Source organism: Acidovorax sp. GW821-FHT10E04, assembly GCF_059415185.1.
The window spans coordinates 97,666-116,305 of sequence record NZ_JBWKMT010000002.1 but is presented as its reverse complement, the minus strand read 5'-3'; the positions used below and the strand labels follow the sequence as shown (position 1 = coordinate 116,305).

Sequence of the window (18,640 nt, the reverse complement as noted above, 5' to 3'; positions counted from 1 at the left end):
CTCCCCCCACCACACCCTACTCGCGGAAGAGCCTTTCGATCACCCCCCGCAGCCACTGGTTGCCCGGATCGCTCTCGAACCGGCGGCTCCAGTGCAGCGACACCGTGAAATCCCGCAGCGGCAAGGGCGGCTCGATGAGGGTGTAGCCCCCATCGGCCGCGAAGGTGCGCGCGATGTTGCGCGGCATCACCACCGCGAGGTCCGTGGCCCGCACGATGGCGGGCAGCACCATGAAGTGCTCGGTGGTCAGGCGCAGGCGGTCTTCGAGCTGCAGCATCTCCAGGATCCGCAGCGTGTCCGAATGCGTGCGCACGGCCACGAACTCCAGCTGCCGCAGGTCCTTGAGCAGGCCGGCCCCGGCGCGCCTTCGCGCGGCAAAGGGGTGGCCGGCGCGCAGGAGCACCACGTAGCGGTCCTGGATGAGCTCCACGCGCTGCGTGTCCTTCACCGTCGGCAGGAAACCAAAGGCGAAGTCGATGCGCCCGCTGTCCAGCCGCTGCGCGATCTCGCTGCGCGGCACGGGCAGCGTCTCCAGCCGCACGCCGGGTGCCTCGCGCCGCAGCGCCACCATCAGGTCCGGCAGAAAGCGGCCTTCGCCGATGTCGCTCATGTGGATGCGGAACACCTTGCGCGAATTCGCCGGGTCGAACAGCGCGGACTCGTTGAGCGCCTCCTCCAGCAGTCCGAGCGCGCCGCGCACCGCATCGGCCAGCCGGTCGGCCTTGGGCGTGGGCTCCACGCCGCCGCCCGCGCGCACGAACAGCGGGTCCTTGATCAGCAGGCGCAGCCGCGTCAGCGCCTGGCTGGCGGCGGGCTGGGTGAGGTCCAGCAGCTCCGCAGCCCGGCTCACGTTGCGCGTGCGATAGACCGCGTCGAACAGCCGCAGCAGATTGAGGTCGATGTCCTTGATATGCATTGGATGAATACCGCTTAGTCGTTTCATTGTATTGATGGATGACGCAGGCCCGCCGAAGATCAGGGCCTTCCTCTTCAGCACCGCCACGCCCCATGCTCCAGGCTCTCCCCAAGAACACGGCCCCTGCCGCGCCCGCCCCCTCCAGCCGCCCCACGGTGCGCGAGGTGGTGCTCGACCTGCTGCGCGGCTTCGAGATCAACACCATCTTCGGCAACCCCGGCTCCACGGAGCTGCCGCTGTTCCTCGACTTCCCCAGCGACTTCCGCTACATCCTGGGCCTGCAGGAATCCGTGGTGGTGGGCATGGCCGATGGCTATGCGCAGGCGAGCCACAACGCCGCCTTCGTGAACCTGCATTCGGCGGCCGGCGTGGGCCATGCGATGGGCAACATCTTCACGGCGCACAAGAACCGCACGCCCATGGTCATCACGGCCGGGCAGCAGGCGCGGTCCATCCTGCCGTTCGACCCGTTCCTGTTTTCGGGCCAGGCCACCGAGCTGCCCAAGCCCTATGTGAAATGGAGCATCGAGCCCGCCCGCGCCGAGGACGTGCCGCTGGCCATCGCGCGCGCCTACTACATCGCCATGCAGCAGCCGCGCGGGCCGGTGCTGGTGTCCATCCCCGCGGACGACTGGGACAAGCCCTGCGAGCCGCTGCAGGCCCGCACCGTGAGCACCGGGTCGCGCCCCGAGCCCCGCGTGCTGCAGGCCATCGGCGACGCACTGGACGCCTCGCGGCGCCCCGTGTTCGTGGTGGGCGCCGCCGTGGACCGCGACCGCGCCTGGGACGACGTGCTGGCCCTGGCCGAGCGGCACAGCGCCGCCGTATGGATCGCCCCCATGTCCGGCCGCTGCGGCTTTCCGCAGGACCACCGCCTGTTCGCGGGCGTGCTGCCGGCCATGCGCGAGAAGATCGTGTCGCTGCTCGGCGGCCATGACCTGGTCTTTGCGCTCGGCGCCGCCGCGTTCACCTACCACGTCGAAGGCTTCGGGCCGCACGTGCCCCCCGGCGCGCATCTGGTGCAGCTGATCGACGACCCCGGCACGGCCGCCTGGACGCCCGAGGGCACCTCGGCCGTGGGCAGCGTGCGCCTGGGCGTGCAGGATCTGCTCGCACGCCCCGCGCCCGCCGTGCGCGGCCTGCCCCCCGCGCGCGCCGCACGGCCGCGCGCGGAGCCCTCCGCCCTGATGAGCGTGCCCTATGTGATGCAGACGCTGGCCGAGGTGCGCGAAGCGGCCTCCATCGTGGTGGAGGAAGCCCCCAGCTCCCGCGCGGCCATGCACGCCTACCTGCCCATCCTGCAGAGCGAGACCTTCTACACCATGTGCAGCGGCGGCCTGGGCTACGGCCTGCCCGCCGCCGTGGGCGTGGCGCTGGCCAGGCCCGACCGCAAGGTCATCGGCCTCATCGGCGATGGTTCGGCGATGTACTCCATCCAGGCGCTGTGGAGCGCCGCGCAGCTCGAGCTACCCATCACGTTCATCATCCTCAAGAACCGCCGGTACGCGGCGCTGCAGGAGTTCGCGCCCACCTTCGGCTTCCACGAGGGTGACAAGCTGGAGGGCACCGACCTGCCGGACCTGGACTTCCTGGCGCTGGCCCGGGGCCAGGGCTGCGATGCCGTGCGCGTGAGCGACGCCAGCGAGCTGCCGGACGTGCTGCGCACGGCGCTGGCCCATCCGCGCGCCATCCTGGTGGAGGTGGACGTGGCCTGACACGACCGCCACGGCGAGCCCCGCCATCCCTTGGTTTCACCCCGCAAAAGAAGCACACAAGACCCGGCACGCCCGGGCCACACCTGGAGACAAGCATGCATTCATTTCCCCCTCGCACCACGCGCCGCCTGCTGGGCGCGCTAGCCCTGGCCGGCGCCGCGTCCAGCCTGCTGCTGCTGCCCGCCGCGGCACGCGCAGACACCTGGCCCGGCAAACCCATCAAGGTGGTGGTCAATTTCCCGGCGGGCGGCGCGGCAGACCAGATCGCCCGCGCGGTCACGGTGCCGCTGCAGGCCGCGCTCGGGCAGCCCGTGGTGGTGGAGAACCGGGGCGGCGCCGGCGGCAACATCGGCGGCGAAGCCGTGGCCAAGTCGCCGGCGGACGGCTACACCCTGCTCATGAGCTCGGGCGGCATGGTGTCGGTCAACCCGCACCTGTACCCCAAGATGCCGTTCGACCCCGCCAAGGACCTGGTCCCGGTGGCCGCCGCGGCGCGGGTGCTGGTGTTCCTGGAGGTCCGGCCCACGCTGCCGGTCAACAACATCCAGGAGTTCCTGAAGTACCTCAAGGCCAACCCCGGCAAGCTGACCTTCGGCACGCCGGGCAACGGCAGCTCGCCGCACCTGGCGGCCGAGATGCTCAAGGCCCAGGCCAACGTGTTCGCGGTGCATGTGCCCTATCGCGGCGCGGCCCCCGCCATGCAGGACCTGCTGGGCGGGCAGGTGGACTTCATGTTCGACCCCGGCATCGGCCTGCAGCACGTGAAGGCGGGAAAGCTCAAGCTGCTGGCGGTGGGCAGCTCCAGGCGCTCGCCGCTGTTCCCGGACGTGCCCACGCTCGAAGAGGTGGGCCTCAAGGGCTTCGATGCCGACACCTGGTTCGGCTTCTACGCCCCGGCTGGCACGCCGCCCGAGGTGGTCAGCCGCCTGAACCGCGAGATCAACAAGGTGCTGGCCACACCGGCCGTGAAGGAGCGCATCGCGGCACTCGGAGGCGTTCCCGCACCGATGTCCCCGGCCGACTTCAACGCCCGTGCATCCATCGACAGCACACGGTTTGGAGCGCTGATCAAGGCGCGCAACATCCAGGGGGATTGACCCTCCGGGCCCCCAGCGCCGTCCCCACCGGGGGAAGCGGGCGGGCCGCCGTGGGGCCGCCCCGAATGACCGTGCGCGGCAGTGCGAGATTGGCGATGGTCTACAGTCCCGCGCTTTGCAACACACCACCGAGGTACCGCCATGGCGCGCAAGCCCCAGATCATCCTGTCGTCCCTGGACGTTGACCGCATCGAGGCCCTTCTGGCAGCCATTCCGGCCAGCGTCTTTCCGGGCAAGGCCGAACTGCAGGCGGAGCTGGACCGCGCCGACGTGGTGGCCCCGGAAGAAATCCCGCCGCACGTGGTCACGATGAACTCCACCGTGCAGTTCTCGATCCTGGAGACGGGAAAGGAGTTCTGCCTGACGCTCGTCTACCCCCGCGACATGGACGGCAGCGCGGACCGGATCTCGATTTTCGCGCCCGTGGGCAGCGCCCTGCTGGGCCTGTCCGTGGGCGACGAACTCGCCTGGCCCGGCCCGGGCGGCAAGTCGATGACGGTGCGGGTGAAGGACCTTCTGTACCAGCCCGAAAGCGCGGGCGAACTCCACCGCTGACCGCGCGACGAAACGTCGCCTGGCGGCACCACGCTTGGTGCCACCGCCACATGCAGTGACAATGGCATCCGCCATGACCAGCCCGCCTCCACCCCCCGACAACCCGCTCATCGAAACGTTCGACCCGGACTCGACCGTCGCCTTTCAAAGGCGGATGGAGCGCGCGCCGGAATGGTTCTGCTCGTTCCTGGCCGGCAACAGCCGCGAGAAGAGCCGCCTCAAGCGCGAGATGGCCACGATGAAGGGCTCGGTGGTGTGGCTGGTGCAGCAGCGTCGCCAGGGCAACTGGACCGCCGACGAACGCACGCACCTGCGCGATGTGATGCGGTCGGCGTCTTCCGTCAGCCCCTACCTTTTCATCTGGGTGATTCCTGGATCGATGCTGATCCTGCCCTTCATGGCCTGGTTCCTCGACCGCCAGCGCAAGCGCCGGGAACGCAAGCTGCGAGGCTGATTGCGCCAGGTGCCGCCGCGCGGCACCTCAGGGGTTTGCTGCGGCCCCCAGAACCTGTTCCTGCCTCATGCCCAGTTGCTGGATACCGCCACCAGCATGCCCGCCCCCACCAGCCCCATCTGCCAGCGCAAGGCCGTGGTCCAGGAGGGCACGTGGCGCTCCACGCGCAGATACAGCTGCCGCCCCGCCGCCAGCGACAGCACGAACGCCAGCAGCATGCCCAGCGCGTTGGGCACCGGCGATGCGGGCCACAGGTGGCTGACCACCGCGTTCACGAGCAGGCACACCGCGAAGTGCACCAGGAACACCGAGTACGACATCTGCCCGAGCTGCACCAGCGGCCCCACCCCGCGCCATGACCGCACGCCTTCAGAGCGCAGGGCGGCCACCAGGCACAGCGCCGTCGCCAGGGCCACCAGGATGCGGCCACGGTGGTCAATGGCCAGCGCAACGCCCCCGAGCAGCACCATCGCGGCGAGCCAGCCCCACGCCTGGCGCGCCCGCACGGCCCAGTAGGCCAGCATGCCCAGCCCGTACGCGCCGAAGAAATACACGGCCCACATGTCCAGCTCGGGCATGCGGTTGAACACCCACAGCGACAGGGCCACGCCCGCCACGATCGCGCCCTGCGCCAGCCGCGCCGCATGCCGCCGGGCCCAGGCGCCAGGCAACGCGCGCGCTCCAGCCCATGCCAGCACGCTCACCGCGAACAGCTGAAAGTCGATGGCCACGTACCAGACGCCCGCGGAAAGCGCGCTCTCGCCGACGATGTCCTGCAGCAGCAGCGCGTTGGCCAGCAGCTGCGCCAGGGTGGGCTCGTCCGGCACGGAAGCGTGCTCCATCCACGGCCGCACCAGCGCGGCCACCACCACCGTCAGCAGCAGCGCCACGGCATAGGGCACCACCAGCCGCACGAAACGCCTGGCGATCGCGTGGCCTGCGTGGTCGAAGCGCGGCACGCCCTGCGGCGCCAGGCTGGCGGCGGCCAGGTAGCCGCCGATCACCAGGAACACCTGCACCGCCATGCGGCCGTAGTCGTACAGCCAGGCGATGAGCCCCGGGGCCAGGGGCTGCGCGATGTCCGACATGGGCCCGTAGAAGGCCAGGTGGTGCCAGACGATAGCGATGCATGCCAGGCCTTTGGCCATGTCGATGACGGGCGTGCGGGAAAGGGAAGAGGACATGCTGCGGCAGGTAGTGGGCAAGCCGTGCACCTACAGGAACACAGCCCAAAACCCTCTATTGTCGCCGTCCTTCGGATTCGATGCTGGTCGCCCAGGTGTCTTGCCGGATAACCCAGCCCTGCAGTCCACAATTTCCTGAATTTTCAGTATTTACTGAAAATTCAGGAAATGAGGCACAATCGGTGTCCATGACCTACATCAATCATCTGCCACCCCTGAACCGCCAGTTCGTCGCCCACTTTGGCGAGATGGGCAGCCGGTGGGGGATCAACCGCACCGTGGGCCAGATGTATGCGCTCATCTTCCTGTCGCCGCGCCCGCTCAACGCGGACGAGATCGCCGAGACGCTGGAGTTCTCGCGCTCCAACGTGAGCATGGGCCTCAAGGAGCTGCAGGCCTGGCGCCTGGTCAAGCTGAGCCACCAGCCCGGCGACCGGCGCGAGTACTTCGAGGCGCCCAAGGACGTGTGGGAGATTTTTCGCGTGCTGGCCGAGGAGCGCCGCCGCCGCGAGATCGAGCCCACGCTGTCGATGCTGCGCATGGCGCTGCTCGAGGAGCCCGGATCGGACGAAGAGCGCCATGCCCAGGAGCGCATGCGCGACATGCACGAACTGATCGACCGGCTCATGACCTGGTTCGACGACGTGCAGCGCCTCGCGCCCGAGACGGCGATGCAGCTCATGGGCATGGGCACCGCCGTCACCCGCGTGCTCGAATTCAAGGACCGGCTGACCGGCAAGGGCGGCCCCGCCAAGGGCAAGAGCAACCACCAGGAAGCCTGAAACCATGGACACCTTCATGCTGTCGCGGATCCAGTTCGCCGCCAACATCAGCTTTCACATCCTGTTTCCCACCATCACCATCGCGCTGTGCTGGTTCCTGGTGTTCTTCCGCTTGCGCCACTCGGCCACGCGCGGCACACCGGCCGCGCCGGGCTGGGAGCAGGCCTATTACTTCTGGACCAAGGTGTTCGCGCTGACCTTTGCCATGGGCGTGGTCTCGGGCATCACGATGAGCTTTCAGTTCGGAACCAACTGGCCGGGCTACATGGAGCACGTGGGCAACATCGCCGGGCCCCTGCTGGGCTACGAGGTGCTCACGGCCTTTTTCCTGGAGGCCACCTTCCTGGGCATCATGCTGTTCGGCCGGGGCCGCGTGTCCGAGCGCATGCACCTCGTCGCGACACTCATGGTGGCGTTTGGCACCACGCTGTCGGCGTTCTGGATCCTGAGCCTGAATTCCTGGATGCAGACCCCCGTGGGCTACGAAATCATCGACGGCAAGTTCCACGCGGTGGACTGGCTGGCGATCGTCTTCAACCCCTCCTTCCCCTACCGGCTGGGCCACAAGCTGCTGGCGTCAGCCCTGACCGCGGGCTTTCTCATCGCCGGGGTGAGCGCCTGGCAGCTCGTCAAGGGCACGGCCACCGAAGGCACCCGCAAGGCCCTGCGCACCGCCGTCGCCGCCGTCGCCATGGCGATCCCGCTGCAGATCCTCATGGGCGACATGCACGGCCTGAACACGCTGGAGCACCAGCCCGCGAAGATCGCGGCGATCGAAGGCATCTGGCACACCGAGCGGGGCGCGCCCCTCACGCTATTCGGGCTGCCCAACGAAAAGGAAGGCCGCACCGACTACGCCCTCCAGATCCCCAAGGCGGCGAGCCTGATCCTGGCGCACGACATCGATGCCGAGCTCAAGGGCCTGAACGAGTTTGCTGGCGCCCATCCCCCCGTGGCGCCGGTGTTCTGGGCGTTCCGCGTGATGGTCGGCGTGGGCATGCTGATGCTCGCGGTCGCCTGGGCGGGTGCTGTCGTGCTGTACCGCCGCCGCAGGCACGACCTGGCCACCCTGCCCCGGCCCATGCTGTACGCGCTGGTGGGCATGACGTTCTCCGGCTGGGTGGCCACCCTGGCCGGCTGGTACGTGACCGAGATCGGCCGCCAGCCCTACCTGGTCTATGGCCTGTTCAAGACCGCCGACGCCGTGGCGGCGCATCCTCCGGCGATGGTGGCCTCCACCCTGGCCGCCTACCTCACCGTGTACGTGCTGCTGCTCGCGGCCTACATCGGGGTGATCAAGTACATGGCGGAGCACTCGGCCATGCCGGTTCCCGCCGTGGCGCCGCCCGCCGCGCCACCCCATCCGCTGTAAGGAGGACACCATGGAAATGACCCTGGCCCACACCCTGCCCCTGGCGTTCATGGCCATCATGGGCCTGGCGCTGCTCGCCTACGTGATCCTGGACGGCTATGACCTCGGGGTGGGCATCCTGCTGCCCTTCGCGAGCGATGCGGAAAAGGACGTCATGGTGTCGAGCATCGGCCCGTTCTGGGACGCCAATGAAACCTGGCTGGTGCTGGGGGTGGGCGTGCTGCTGATCTGCTTTCCGATGGCCCACGGCGTGGTGCTGTCCGCCCTGTACCTGCCCGTGGCCGTGATGCTGGTGGGCCTGATCCTGCGGGGGGTGGCGTTCGACTTCCGCGTGAAGGCCCGCGATTCGCACAAGACGGCCTGGAACCGCCTGTTTGCCGCGGGCTCGCTGGTCACCACCCTGGCCCAGGGCTGGATGCTGGGCGCCTATGTCACCGGCTTCCAGAACGACACCTGGGGCCTGCTGTTTTCCACGGGCATCGCCATCACCCTGCCCGCGGCCTACGCCATGCTCGGCGCCGGCTGGCTTCTCATGAAAACCGACGGCGCATTGCAGCGCAAGGCTGCCCGCTGGGGCCAGGGGGCCCTGTGGCCCATGGGGTTTGCGCTCATGGGCATCTCGCTGGCCACGCCGCTGGTCAGCCACACGGTGTTCGCCAAGTGGTTCGTGCTGCCCGAACTGTTCGCCCTGCTGCCGATACCGCTGGCCTGCGTGGCCGCCTTCTTCGCCATCCGCCACGTGCTGGCCACGCCCCGCGTGGTCGAGGCGGGCTATGGCTGGATCGTGTTCGCGGCCACGGTGCTGATCTTCGTGCTGGCCTTCTTCGGGCTGGCCTACAGCATCTATCCGTACATCGTGATCGACCGCCTCACGGTGTGGCAAGCCGCCAGCGCACCGGAGTCCCTCGCGGTGATCGGCATCGGGGTGGCCATCACGCTGCCGGCCATCATCGTCTACACGGTCTTCATGTACCGGGTGTTCTGGGGCAAGGCGCGGGAGCTGACCTACGGGCTGTGACACGCGCCCAGGCCCGCTGCCAGGGCGCCGTGGCCCGCCCGCAGCACGGGCGGCTTCCCCCTGGAGGCGGGCGCGCTGCGCCCCAGATATGGGATCAATACCGCAAGCTGCCCTCGGCATCCACGATGGCCAGCTCCACATAGGTGGAGCCGTTGTGGCTCCTGGGCGAATACTTGACGTTGAAGCGCCCGAACGAGATATCGCCCGCATCCTCCATGGTCTTGATGAAGGACTCCGTGCTCAGGTTGCGCCCGGTGCGGCGCAGGCCCTCCACCAGCAGCCGGGCGTGCACGAAGCCCTCGAACTGCGAGGCCGACGGCTGGGCGCTTGGTGACTTGGCGCGCAGAAGGGCCAGGTACTCGGCCACCACGGGCACCGTGGTGCTGCGCAGCGAGGGCATGATCTGCGCCAGGATGATGCCGCGCGCCTTGTCCTTGAGCTCGCGGTGGATCACGTCCATGCTGGCCACGGAAAACCCGTAGTACGCGGGCCGCGCCGCCGTGGACTGCACCGCCTTGATGTAGCTGGTGAACGTGGTGCCCGCCGTCGCCACGATGACGGCCTGGGGCTGTGCCTTGTCGGTGGCCTGCGCGGCGGCCGCGAAGTCGGGCTGCTTGGGGTCGACCTTGATCTCGGCGACGAAGGCGAGCTTTTCCTCCTCGGAGGCTTTCTTGAGCTCGGCCAGCAGCGTCTTGCCCAGGCCGTCGTCCTGGTAGAACACCGCCACGCGGCTGATGCCCTGGTGGCGCAGCTGCGAGACGATCTTGCCGGCCTCGCTGGCGTAGCCGGCCCGCACGTGAAAGACATAGGGATTCAAGGTTTCCCGAAACGCCGAGGCCCCCGTGACCGGCCCGAACAGCAGCGTGCGGTGTTCCTTGACCAGGGGCAGGATGGCCGCCGTCTGCGCCGTGCCCGTGCTGTTGTAGATCATGAAGACCTTGTCGTTCTCCAGCAGCTGGCGCGTGTTCTCCACGGCTTTCTGGGTGTCGAAGCCGTCGTCCAGCGTGGTGTAGCGGATCATGCGGCCGTGCACGCCACCCTGCGCGTTCACGGCGTCGAACATCAGCCGCGACCCTTCCCCATACTGCGCGGTCTGAGCGCCGAGCGGCCCGGAGAGCACGGCGGACGCGCCCAGGCGGATCTCGTCGCCGGTCACGCCCTCATTGCGGGCGTGCGCCCCCTGGCTGGCACAGAGGGCCAGCATCAGCCCCAGCAAACATGAACGAAGCATGGCACCTTCCCCGCGACGATGACGGACGGCGCCACACGACGCGGCACCCATCTGGTTATTAATCATCATCATTGTCCACGGCATGCGCTGCCGTCCATTGAGGGTTTGCCCTGTCGCGACCAGCCCACACCCGCCCCACGGGGCTGCACAAACGGCTGCGCCCGCAGCGCATGGCACGCTGCGGGCGCACAAGGCAGGCCTCGCCGGGGATCAGAGCTTCAGGCGCGCCCGGGCAGCCTCATACTCCGCGCGCAGCCGGGCCACCAGCTCGGCGGTGCTGGTCACCGCATTGATCGCGCCAATCCCCTGGCCGCAGCCCCAGATGTCCTTCCAGGCCTTCTTCGCGTCGCCGCCGAAGTTCATCTTGCTCGGGTCCGATTCGGGCAGGTTGTCGGGGTCCATGCCCGCCGCGCGGATCGACGGCGCCAGGTAGTTGCCGTGCACGCCGGTGAACAGGTTGCTGTAGACGATGTCGTCCGAGCTGCCTTCCACGATGGCCATCTTGTAGTCATCGCTGGCGCGGGCCTCGTGCGTGGCGATGAAGGCCGAGCCGATGTAGCCGAAGTCCGCGCCCATGGCCTGCGCCGCCAGCACCGCGTCGCCGCTGGCGATGGAGCCGCTGAGCGCGATGGGGCCGTCGAACCACTGGCGGATCTCCTGGATCAGCGCAAACGGGCTCTTCACGCCCGCATGGCCACCCGCACCGGCGGCCACGGCGATCAGGCCGTCGGCGCCCTTTTCAATCGCCTTGTGCGCAAACTTGTTGTTGATGATGTCGTGCAGCACCACGCCGCCCCAGGCGTGCACGGCCTGGTTCACGTCCTCGCGCGCGCCCAGGCTGGTGATGATGATCGGCACCTTGTACTTGGCGCACACCTGCATGTCGTGCTCCAGCCGGTCATTGCTCTTGTGCACGATCTGGTTGATGGCGAAGGGCGCGGCGGGCTTGTCGGGATGGGCCTTGTTGTAGGCCGCCAGGGTCTCGGTGATCTCGGCCAGCCATTCATCGAGCAGTTCGGCGGGGCGGGCATTGAGCGCGGGCATGGAGCCCACCACACCCGCCTTGCACTGCTCGATCACGAGCTTGGGGTTGCTGATGATGAACAGCGGCGAGCCGATGACGGGGAGCGACAGGTTTTGCAACACGGGAGGCAGTTTGGACATGGCGACAACTTCCTGAACAGGTTTTTGGATGAAATAGGGCTCTAGCGCTTATTCATCAAGCGCTAGCAGCTATCATTTTTATATCAATGAGCTGCCCGCTCTGCGGGCAGTCAGTCTCCTCACAACACGCTCAACCTTCAAAAGGCGTCCAGCGCCAGTTCGGTCACGCTGGCGGCGCCGTCCACGATGCTGTCGCGCAGCCCCGGTGCCTTCACCAGGATGTGCTCGGCATAGAACTGGGCCGTGGTGATTTTTGCGCGCATGAAGGCTGCGTCCTGTCCCTTGTGCAACAGGTCCTGCGCCACCAGCAGGCTGCGCGCCAGCTGCCAGCCCGCCACCACGTTGCCTGCCAGCATCAGGTAGGGCACGCTGCCCGCGAACACGGCGTTGGGCTGGGCCTTGGTGCCACCGGCCACGAAGTCGATCACGTCGAGCAGCGCCTTGCGCGCGGCCGTCAGGCGCCTGGCCACGGCCAGTGCGGCCGGGGTGCCGCTGGCCAGCAGCTCGCCTTCGGTGGTCTCGATCTGCGCGGCGATGCCCTTGGCCACCTGGCCCCCATCGCGTGCCGTCTTGCGGCCCACGAGGTCATTCGCCTGGATGGCGGTGGTGCCTTCGTAGATGGTCAGGATCTTGGCGTCGCGGTAGTACTGCGCGGCGCCGGTTTCTTCGATGAAACCCATGCCGCCATGCACTTGCACGCCCAGGCTGGTCACCTCCAGGCTGGTCTCGGTGCTGTAGCCCTTGACCAGCGGCACCATGAATTCGTAGAAGGCCTGGTTCTGCTTGCGCGTCTCGGCATCGGGGTGGTGGTGGGCTGCGTCGAACGCGGCAGCGGCCACGGTGGCCATGGCGCGGCAGCCCTCCACGGTGGCGCGCATGGTCATGAGCATGCGCTTGACGTCAGGGTGGTGAATGATGGCGGCGCTGGCGTTGATGCTGCCGTCCACGGGGCGGCTTTGCACGCGGTCCTTGGCGTACTGAACGGCCTTCTGGTAGGCGCGCTCGGAGATCGCGATGCCCTGCATGCCCACGGCGTAGCGGGCTGCGTTCATCATGATGAACATGTATTCGAGGCCCCGGTTTTCCTGCCCCACCAGGTAGCCCACGGCGCCGCCGTGGTCGCCGAACTGCAGCACCGCCGTGGGCGATGCCTTGATGCCCAGCTTGTGCTCGATGCTCACGCAATGGGCGTCGTTGCGCGCGCCCAGGCTGCCGTCCTGGTTGACCATGAATTTGGGCACCACGAACAGGCTGATGCCCTTCACGCCATCGGGCGCGCCCGCCACCCGTGCCAGCACCAGGTGCACGATGTTCTCGGCCATGTCGTGTTCACCATAGGTGATGAAGATCTTGGTGCCGAAGATCTTGTAGGTGCCGTCGGGCTGGGGTTCGGCACGCGTGCGCACCAGGGCCAGGTCCGAGCCCGCCTGGGGTTCGGTCAGGTTCATGGTGCCAGTCCATTCGCCGGTGACCAGCTTTTCAAGGTAGGTGGCCTTGAGCTCGTCACTGCCCGCGGTGAGCAGCGCCTCGATGGCCCCGTCGGTGAGCAGCGGGCACAGCGCGAAGCTCATGTTGGCGCTGTTGGTCATCTCGATGCAGGCCGCGCCGATGGTCTTGGGCAGGCCCTGGCCACCAAAGTCGGCCGGATGCTGCAACCCCTGCCAGCCGCCTTCGCCGTACTGGCGGAAGGCTTCCTTGAAGCCGGGGGTGGTGGTGACGACACCGTCCTTCCAGCTCGATGGGTTCTTGTCGCCTTCGAAATTGAGCGGAGACAGCACCCCTTCATTGAACTTGGCGCACTCTTCCAGCACGGCGGCGGCCGTGTCCAGCCCTGCGTCTTCAAAGCCGGGGATCTGGGCGATCTGTTCAATGTTGGCCAGGTGCTCGATGGCGAACAGCATGTCCTTGAGGGGTGCGGTGTAACTCATGGATGTCTCCGGGAAATTTCGTCAAAAAAAAGGCATCGCAAGCGATGCCTTTGTATGCACAGGGGCGTTCTTACAGGGCCTTGACCAGCTCTGGCACCGCCGTGAACAGGTCGGCTTCCAGCCCATAGTCGGCCACGCTGAAGATCGGTGCCTCGGGGTCCTTGTTGATCGCCACGATCACCTTGGAGTCCTTCATGCCCGCCAAATGCTGGATCGCTCCCGAGATGCCGGCGGCGATGTACAGCTGCGGCGCCACGATCTTGCCGGTCTGGCCCACTTGCCAGTCGTTCGGGGCGTAGCCCGCGTCCACCGCGGCGCGGCTGGCGCCCAGGGCCGCGCCCAGCTTGTCGGCCAGCGGGGTCATCACTTCGTCGAACTTTTCCTTGCTGCCCAGCGCCCGGCCACCGGAGACGATGATCTTGGCGGCGGTCAGTTCGGGGCGGTCGCTCTTGGCGATCTCGCTGCCCACGAAGCTGCTCTTGCCTGCGTCGGCCGTGGCTGCTGCTGCTTCGACTGCGGCGGAACCACCGGTGGCGGCTGCGGCGTCAAAGCCGGTGGTGCGCACGGTGATGATCTTCACGCTGTCGGCGCTTTGCACGGTGGCGATGGCGTTGCCCGCGTAGATGGGGCGCTCGAAGGTGTCGGCGGCGACCACCTTGGTGATGTCGCTGATCTGGGCCACGTCGAGCTTGGCGGCCACGCGGGGCGCCACGTTCTTGCCGCTGGCGGTGGCGGGGAACAGGATGTGGCTGTAGTTGGCAGCAATGGCCAGCACCTGGGCGGCCACGTTTTCTGCCAGGCCGTGTTCCAGGCCAGGGGCGTCTGCGTGGATGACCTTGGCGACGCCAGCGATCTGGCCCGCGGCGGCTGCGGCAGCGCCTGCATTGTGGCCGGCGACCAGCACGTGCACGTCGCCACCGCAGGCCACGGCGGCGGTCACGGTGTTCAGGGTGGCGCCCTTGATGGACGCGTTGTCGTGTTCAGCAATAACGAGTACCGACATTTAGATCACCTTCGCTTCGTTCTTGAGTTTCTCGACCAGGGCGGCCACGTCGGCCACCTTGATGCCAGCGCCACGCTTGGCGGGCTCGGTGACCTTCAGGGTCTTCAGGCGCGGAGCCACGTCCACGCCGAGGTCTTCGGGCTTGACGGTATCGAGCTGCTTCTTCTTGGCCTTCATGATGTTGGGCAAGGTGACGTAGCGGGGCTCGTTCAGGCGCAGGTCGGTCGTGATGACCGCTGGAAGGGTCAAGGCCAGGGTTTCCAGGCCGCCGTCCACTTCACGCGTCACGCTGACCTTGTCTGCAGCCAGTTCAACCTTGCTGGCGAACGTGGCCTGGGGCAGGTCGGCCAGGGCCGCCAGCATCTGGCCGGTCTGGTTGGCGTCGTCGTCGATGGCTTGCTTGCCCAGGATCACAAGGCCGGGCTGCTCCTTGTCCACCAGGGCCTTCAGGATCTTGGCCACGGCGAGAGGCTGCAACTCGACGTCGGTTTCCACCAGGATGGCGCGGTCGGCGCCAATGGCCATGGCGGTGCGCAGGGTTTCCTGGCACTGGGCCACGCCGCAGGAGACTGCGATGACTTCGGTCACCAGGCCTTTTTCTTTCAGGCGCACGGCCTCTTCGACGGCGATTTCGTCAAAGGGGTTCATGCTCATCTTCACGTTGGCGATGTCCACACCCGTGTTGTCCGATTTGACGCGGACCTTCACGTTGTAGTCCACCACGCGCTTGACAGGGACCAAGACCTTCATTGCTGCGGCTCCTAGATAGAGTTGGTTGAATTGACGTTTACGTAAACTAGAACATTCTATGCCGCACTGCAACGAAAGCGCTACGGGGCCGGAACACAGACCTCACGATTCCAAAAAAGAACGATCGTGCTTTTTGTCGATTATAGGCGAGTGCACCGGGCGCCTGTCTAGAGTCTGCTGTCGCATGCGGCACCCCGTTCGCAGCCCCCGGGGCCCGGTCACCGCGCGGTGGCAGCCCCAGGCGCCGCTGGCGCGCCGGGTGACAGCGCCGCCGCCAGCCCCCCTTCGACCTGCACGTGCATGACCCGCTGGGGGTAGGGAATCTCGATCTGGTGGGCGCGCAAGGCGCTCAGGATGGCGCGGTTGATCTCCGAGCGCAGGCCCAGTGAGCCGTTCTCGGGGTCGGCGATCCAGAAGCCGACCGTGAACTCCAGCCCGTCGGCCCCAAACGCCGAGAGGGCCACGCTGGGGGCGGGATCGCGCAGCACCCGGCTGCTGGCCAGCGCGGCGTCCGCGAGAAGCCGGGTCACCAGGTCCACGTCGCTTTCGTAGGCCACGCTCACCACGGTCGACAGCCACACGCGGGGGTCGGCCAATGACAGGTTTTCCACCCGCTGGGTGATCAGCATTTCATTGGGCACGATGGACTCGCGCCCCGTGGACGAACGCACCACGGTGTAGCGCGCATTGATGTTGGTGATGCGGCCTTCGAAATTGTCGACGCGCACGTTGTCGCCGATGCGCATGCTGCGCTCGGCCAGGATGACGAACCCGCTCACGTAGTTGGACGCCAGCTTCTGCAGGCCAAAGCCGATGCCCACGCCCACGGCGCCACCCAGCACCGACAGCGCCGTCAGGTCGATGCCCACGGCCGACAGCGCCATGATGAGCCCGACGAAGATCAACAGCGCCCGCACGGCATTGCTCACCGCCTTGCGCAGCGACAGTTCCGCCCCCGTGGCCGAGCGCAGAAGGCGCGACTCGATGGCGGCGGAGATCCACAGCGCGATGAGCAGCACCGCACCGGCGGTCAGCGCGCCTTCGATGATGGTGCGCACCGACAGCGTCGCGCCCCCTACCTTCCAGTGGATCTGGTCCAGCTCCTCCAGCACCAGCGGCAGCAGTCCCGTGACCCAGAGCACCATGCCCAGCCAGGCCAGCCAGGAGATGGAGCGTTCGATGGGCCGCACCCAGGCAGCGTCCGGGTATGCCACCTGCAGCACCTTCACGCCAATGCGGATCACCACCAGCGCCACCAGCACCGGGATCGCCAGCTTGAAGGCGGCCAGCGCCACCCAGTAGTGCAGCAGCGTGCGCGCCACATAGGCCAGGCTCAGCAGCACCAGCGGAAACAGCGCGCCATCCACGATGCGGGTGCCAAACAGAATGGAGCGTGGATCGCCCCGGTGCAGGCCCCGCTGCAGCAGCGAGACCAGGCCCCAGGCCAGGGCGACGCACCCCGCCAAGGCCGCCAGCTCCACCAGCACCATCGGGCTGAGGAAGGACTGCACCCACAGGCCCACATCGTCGAGCATCGGCTTGTCCATCGTGGCGATCCTCAGCGCTTCCAGCGGGGCTGGCGTTTTTCCGCAAAGGCGCGCGCGCCCTCCTGCGCCGCCTCGTCCATCATGTTGGTGGCCATGGCCTGGCCCGCCAGCTGGTAGGCGGCATCCATGCCCAGCTCGCGCTGCTGGTACACCAGCGCCTTGCCCATGGCCACGGCCACGCGGGGCTTTTGCAGGATGGACTGCACCAGCATCTCCACCTCGGCGTCCAGCGCATCGGCGGGCACCACGCGGTTCACCAGGCCCTGTGCCAGCGCGGTGGGGGCATCGATGAAATCGCCGGTGAGCAACATTTCCATCGCCCGCTTGGCTGGCACATTGCGCACCAGCGGCACGCTGGGCGTCGCGCAGAACAGGCCGTAGTGGATGCCGCTGGTGGCAAAACTCGCGCTGTCGGCCGACACGGCCAGGTCGCACTGCGCCACCAGCTGGCAGCCCGCCGCCGTCGCCATGCCCTGCACCCTGGCGACCACGGGCACGGGCAGCTTGTGGATGGTGAGCATCATGCGGCTGCATTGGGCAAACAGCTTTTGGTAGTACGCCAGCTCCGGGTTCGCCGCCATGTCCTTGAGGTTGTGCCCGGCACAGAAGGCCTTGCCCGCTGCGGCCAGCACCACCACGCGCACAGATTCGTCGCGGTGCGCTTCGTCCAGCGCCTGTTGCAGGGCTGTCAGCATTTCAGAGCCCAACGCATTGAAGCGTGCAGGGTCGTTCAAAGTGAGGGTGATCACACCGCGCGTATCACGGGTGATCAGCAGCAGCTCGTCAGAATTTGGAATCGTCATGTTGTTTCTCCTGTGCACAGCAATGCGAGGGGCGTTTGAAACAGGCGCGCATGAGGCCAGTGCCACCGTGGAACTGGCTTCACCAGGCCACGGGTGGCGTCCCCCTCAGGGGGAAGACGCCGCAGGCGGCTCAGGGGGAGTCAAAGATCAGCCAGGACGCGCAGATGCGCCTCCACGCTGCGCGCCAGCGGCCCCATCACATAGCCGCCCTCCAGGCACGACACGATGCGGCCCTGGGAATAGCGCCGCGCCACGTCCTTGACCCGCTGGGTGATCCAGGCGTAGTCCTGCTCGGTCAGGCCCAGCTGGCCCATGTCGTCCTCGCGGTGGCCGTCGAAGCCGGCGGAGACGAAGATCATCTCGGGCTTGAAGGCCTCCAGGCGCGGCATCCACATCATCTCGATGATCTCGCGGATGTCCATGCCACGGGTGTACGCTGGCACGGGCACGTTGACCATGTTGGGGGCCGGGTCCTGGTCGCCGCTGTACGGGTAGAACGGGTGCTGGAAGATGCTGACCATCAGCGCGCGCGGGTCGCCCGCCAGGATGTCCTCGGTGCCATTGCCGTGGTGCACATCGAAGTCCACCACCGCCACGCGCTGCAGGTTGTAGCGCTGCAGCGCATATTTGGCGGCCACCGCCACGTTGTTGAAGAAGCAAAAACCCATGGCCTTGTCGCGGCATGCATGGTGCCCGGGCGGACGCACGGAGCAGAACGCGTTCTCGACCTCGCCGGCCATCACCGCATCCGTGGCGGCCAGCGCGGCACCCGCGGCGCGCAGCGACGCCTTCCAGGTGTGGGCGTTGATGGAGGTGTCGGTGTCGATCTGCGCGTAGCTCGGGCCGCCCGCCATCAGCTCTTCGTTGAGCCGGTCGGACAGGCCCCGCAGCGCCGCGATGTGCATGCGGCCATGCGCCAGCTCGATGTCGGCCAGCGAGGCCTCGGGGGCCTCGTAGCGCTCCAGCGCATCGCCCACCCCGGTGACCAGCAAGCGGTCTTCGATGGCATCGAGCCTTTCGGGGCATTCTGGGTGGCCCGGGCCCATCTCGTGCTTCCAACAATCCCGATGGGTGAAATAGCCCGTCTTGCTCACAGTCAATCCCCGTGTCTCGTATTTTTT

At 67.4% G+C, this 18,640-nt stretch carries 17 protein-coding genes; 7 read left to right on the top strand and 10 right to left on the bottom strand.

Annotated features, from left to right (window positions below):
- Window positions 1-16 precede the first annotated feature (16 nt).
- Entirely contained in the window at window positions 17-916 is a 900-nt protein-coding gene (locus AC07OC_RS05370; protein WP_218340667.1) for a LysR family transcriptional regulator, read from the bottom strand.
- 92 nt (window positions 917-1,008) lie between these two features.
- Here AC07OC_RS05370 and mdlC point away from each other — a divergent pair, with 92 nt between their 5' ends.
- The 4 genes from mdlC to AC07OC_RS05350 all read left to right on the top strand — a co-directional run bounded on the left by mdlC (window position 1,009) and on the right by AC07OC_RS05350 (window position 4,737).
- On the top strand, window positions 1,009-2,631 hold the full coding sequence (mdlC, locus tag AC07OC_RS05365; RefSeq protein WP_218340666.1) for a benzoylformate decarboxylase: 1,623 nt from the start codon (window positions 1,009-1,011) through the stop codon (window positions 2,629-2,631).
- A gap of 95 nt (window positions 2,632-2,726) precedes the next feature.
- A complete protein-coding gene (locus AC07OC_RS05360) occupies window positions 2,727-3,728 on the top strand; it encodes a Bug family tripartite tricarboxylate transporter substrate binding protein (protein ID WP_218293921.1) in 1,002 nt (333 codons plus the stop codon).
- Between the two features lie 141 nt (window positions 3,729-3,869).
- The gene (gene rnk, locus AC07OC_RS05355; protein WP_218293920.1) at window positions 3,870-4,283 is read left to right on the top strand and encodes a nucleoside diphosphate kinase regulator; all 414 of its coding nucleotides are present in this window, start codon (window positions 3,870-3,872) and stop codon (window positions 4,281-4,283) included.
- 73 nt (window positions 4,284-4,356) lie between these two features.
- Window positions 4,357-4,737, top strand: coding sequence for a hypothetical protein (locus AC07OC_RS05350; RefSeq protein WP_218293919.1), 381 nt, complete (start codon window positions 4,357-4,359; stop codon window positions 4,735-4,737).
- 65 nt (window positions 4,738-4,802) lie between these two features.
- Here AC07OC_RS05350 and AC07OC_RS05345 read toward each other — a convergent pair whose 3' ends face one another.
- Window positions 4,803-5,921, bottom strand: a complete 1,119-nt coding sequence (locus AC07OC_RS05345) for an acyltransferase family protein (RefSeq protein ID WP_369641918.1) — start codon at window positions 5,919-5,921, stop codon at window positions 4,803-4,805.
- A gap of 188 nt (window positions 5,922-6,109) precedes the next feature.
- Between AC07OC_RS05345 and AC07OC_RS05340 the strand changes: the two genes are divergently transcribed.
- From AC07OC_RS05340 to AC07OC_RS05330, 3 genes are read left to right on the top strand one after another with little or no spacing between them, the layout of a single operon-like run.
- Complete coding sequence (locus AC07OC_RS05340; protein WP_218293917.1) at window positions 6,110-6,703, top strand: GbsR/MarR family transcriptional regulator; 594 nt, start codon at window positions 6,110-6,112, stop codon at window positions 6,701-6,703.
- A gap of 4 nt (window positions 6,704-6,707) precedes the next feature.
- Window positions 6,708-8,075 (top strand): cytochrome ubiquinol oxidase subunit I, encoded by a 1,368-nt coding sequence (locus AC07OC_RS05335; protein WP_218293916.1) that lies wholly within the window; start codon window positions 6,708-6,710, stop codon window positions 8,073-8,075.
- Window positions 8,076-8,091: 16 nt separating this feature from the next.
- Window positions 8,092-9,093: a cytochrome d ubiquinol oxidase subunit II gene (locus AC07OC_RS05330; RefSeq protein WP_370628452.1), complete on the top strand. Its 1,002-nt coding sequence runs from the start codon at window positions 8,092-8,094 to the stop codon at window positions 9,091-9,093.
- Window positions 9,094-9,187: 94 nt separating this feature from the next.
- On the opposite strand, the gene AC07OC_RS05325 is transcribed toward AC07OC_RS05330, so the two are convergent.
- The 8 genes from AC07OC_RS05325 to AC07OC_RS05290 form a co-directional block, all read right to left on the bottom strand.
- Window positions 9,188-10,324, bottom strand: coding sequence for an ABC transporter substrate-binding protein (locus AC07OC_RS05325; protein WP_218293914.1), 1,137 nt, complete (start codon window positions 10,322-10,324; stop codon window positions 9,188-9,190).
- Between the two features lie 210 nt (window positions 10,325-10,534).
- Window positions 10,535-11,488, bottom strand: coding sequence for an NAD(P)H-dependent flavin oxidoreductase (locus tag AC07OC_RS05320; protein WP_218293913.1), 954 nt, complete (start codon window positions 11,486-11,488; stop codon window positions 10,535-10,537).
- Window positions 11,489-11,625: 137 nt separating this feature from the next.
- The gene (locus tag AC07OC_RS05315; protein ID WP_218293912.1) at window positions 11,626-13,416 is read right to left on the bottom strand and encodes an acyl-CoA dehydrogenase; all 1,791 of its coding nucleotides are present in this window, start codon (window positions 13,414-13,416) and stop codon (window positions 11,626-11,628) included.
- Window positions 13,417-13,486: 70 nt separating this feature from the next.
- Entirely contained in the window at window positions 13,487-14,419 is a 933-nt protein-coding gene (locus tag AC07OC_RS05310) for an electron transfer flavoprotein subunit alpha/FixB family protein (protein ID WP_494600479.1), read from the bottom strand.
- Window positions 14,420-15,169, bottom strand: coding sequence for an electron transfer flavoprotein subunit beta/FixA family protein (locus AC07OC_RS05305; protein WP_494600478.1), 750 nt, complete (start codon window positions 15,167-15,169; stop codon window positions 14,420-14,422).
- 218 nt (window positions 15,170-15,387) lie between these two features.
- Complete coding sequence (locus tag AC07OC_RS05300) at window positions 15,388-16,716, bottom strand: mechanosensitive ion channel family protein (RefSeq protein ID WP_494600477.1); 1,329 nt, start codon at window positions 16,714-16,716, stop codon at window positions 15,388-15,390.
- An 11-nt stretch (window positions 16,717-16,727) separates the two neighbouring features.
- Window positions 16,728-17,519: an enoyl-CoA hydratase gene (locus tag AC07OC_RS05295; RefSeq protein ID WP_218340659.1), complete on the bottom strand. Its 792-nt coding sequence runs from the start codon at window positions 17,517-17,519 to the stop codon at window positions 16,728-16,730.
- 140 nt (window positions 17,520-17,659) lie between these two features.
- Window positions 17,660-18,565 (bottom strand): histone deacetylase family protein, encoded by a 906-nt coding sequence (locus AC07OC_RS05290; RefSeq protein WP_255591329.1) that lies wholly within the window; start codon window positions 18,563-18,565, stop codon window positions 17,660-17,662.
- Between the last annotated feature and the right edge of the window lie 75 nt (window positions 18,566-18,640).

What these genes read in the sequence shown, in the direction of transcription:
- AC07OC_RS05360 (WP_218293921.1), top strand. Translation starts at nt 2,727, where the DNA reads ATGCATTCATTTCCCCCTCGCACCACGCGCCGCCTGCTGGGCGCGCTA.
- AC07OC_RS05330 (WP_370628452.1), top strand. Translation starts at nt 8,092, where the DNA reads ATGACCCTGGCCCACACCCTGCCCCTGGCGTTCATGGCCATCATGGGC.
- AC07OC_RS05300 (WP_494600477.1), bottom strand. Translation starts at nt 16,716, where the DNA reads ATGGACAAGCCGATGCTCGACGATGTGGGCCTGTGGGTGCAGTCCTTC.
- AC07OC_RS05350 (WP_218293919.1), top strand. Translation starts at nt 4,357, where the DNA reads ATGACCAGCCCGCCTCCACCCCCCGACAACCCGCTCATCGAAACGTTC.
- AC07OC_RS05290 (WP_255591329.1), bottom strand. Translation starts at nt 18,565, where the DNA reads ATGGGCCCGGGCCACCCAGAATGCCCCGAAAGGCTCGATGCCATCGAA.
- rnk (WP_218293920.1), top strand. Translation starts at nt 3,870, where the DNA reads ATGGCGCGCAAGCCCCAGATCATCCTGTCGTCCCTGGACGTTGACCGC.
- AC07OC_RS05325 (WP_218293914.1), bottom strand. Translation starts at nt 10,324, where the DNA reads ATGCTTCGTTCATGTTTGCTGGGGCTGATGCTGGCCCTCTGTGCCAGC.
- AC07OC_RS05305 (WP_494600478.1), bottom strand. Translation starts at nt 15,169, where the DNA reads ATGAAGGTCTTGGTCCCTGTCAAGCGCGTGGTGGACTACAACGTGAAG.
- AC07OC_RS05340 (WP_218293917.1), top strand. Translation starts at nt 6,110, where the DNA reads ATGACCTACATCAATCATCTGCCACCCCTGAACCGCCAGTTCGTCGCC.
- AC07OC_RS05345 (WP_369641918.1), bottom strand. Translation starts at nt 5,921, where the DNA reads ATGTCCTCTTCCCTTTCCCGCACGCCCGTCATCGACATGGCCAAAGGC.
- mdlC (WP_218340666.1), top strand. Translation starts at nt 1,009, where the DNA reads ATGCTCCAGGCTCTCCCCAAGAACACGGCCCCTGCCGCGCCCGCCCCC.
- AC07OC_RS05310 (WP_494600479.1), bottom strand. Translation starts at nt 14,419, where the DNA reads ATGTCGGTACTCGTTATTGCTGAACACGACAACGCGTCCATCAAGGGC.
- AC07OC_RS05335 (WP_218293916.1), top strand. Translation starts at nt 6,708, where the DNA reads ATGGACACCTTCATGCTGTCGCGGATCCAGTTCGCCGCCAACATCAGC.
- AC07OC_RS05370 (WP_218340667.1), bottom strand. Translation starts at nt 916, where the DNA reads ATGCATATCAAGGACATCGACCTCAATCTGCTGCGGCTGTTCGACGCG.
- AC07OC_RS05320 (WP_218293913.1), bottom strand. Translation starts at nt 11,488, where the DNA reads ATGTCCAAACTGCCTCCCGTGTTGCAAAACCTGTCGCTCCCCGTCATC.
- AC07OC_RS05315 (WP_218293912.1), bottom strand. Translation starts at nt 13,416, where the DNA reads ATGAGTTACACCGCACCCCTCAAGGACATGCTGTTCGCCATCGAGCAC.
- AC07OC_RS05295 (WP_218340659.1), bottom strand. Translation starts at nt 17,519, where the DNA reads ATGACGATTCCAAATTCTGACGAGCTGCTGCTGATCACCCGTGATACG.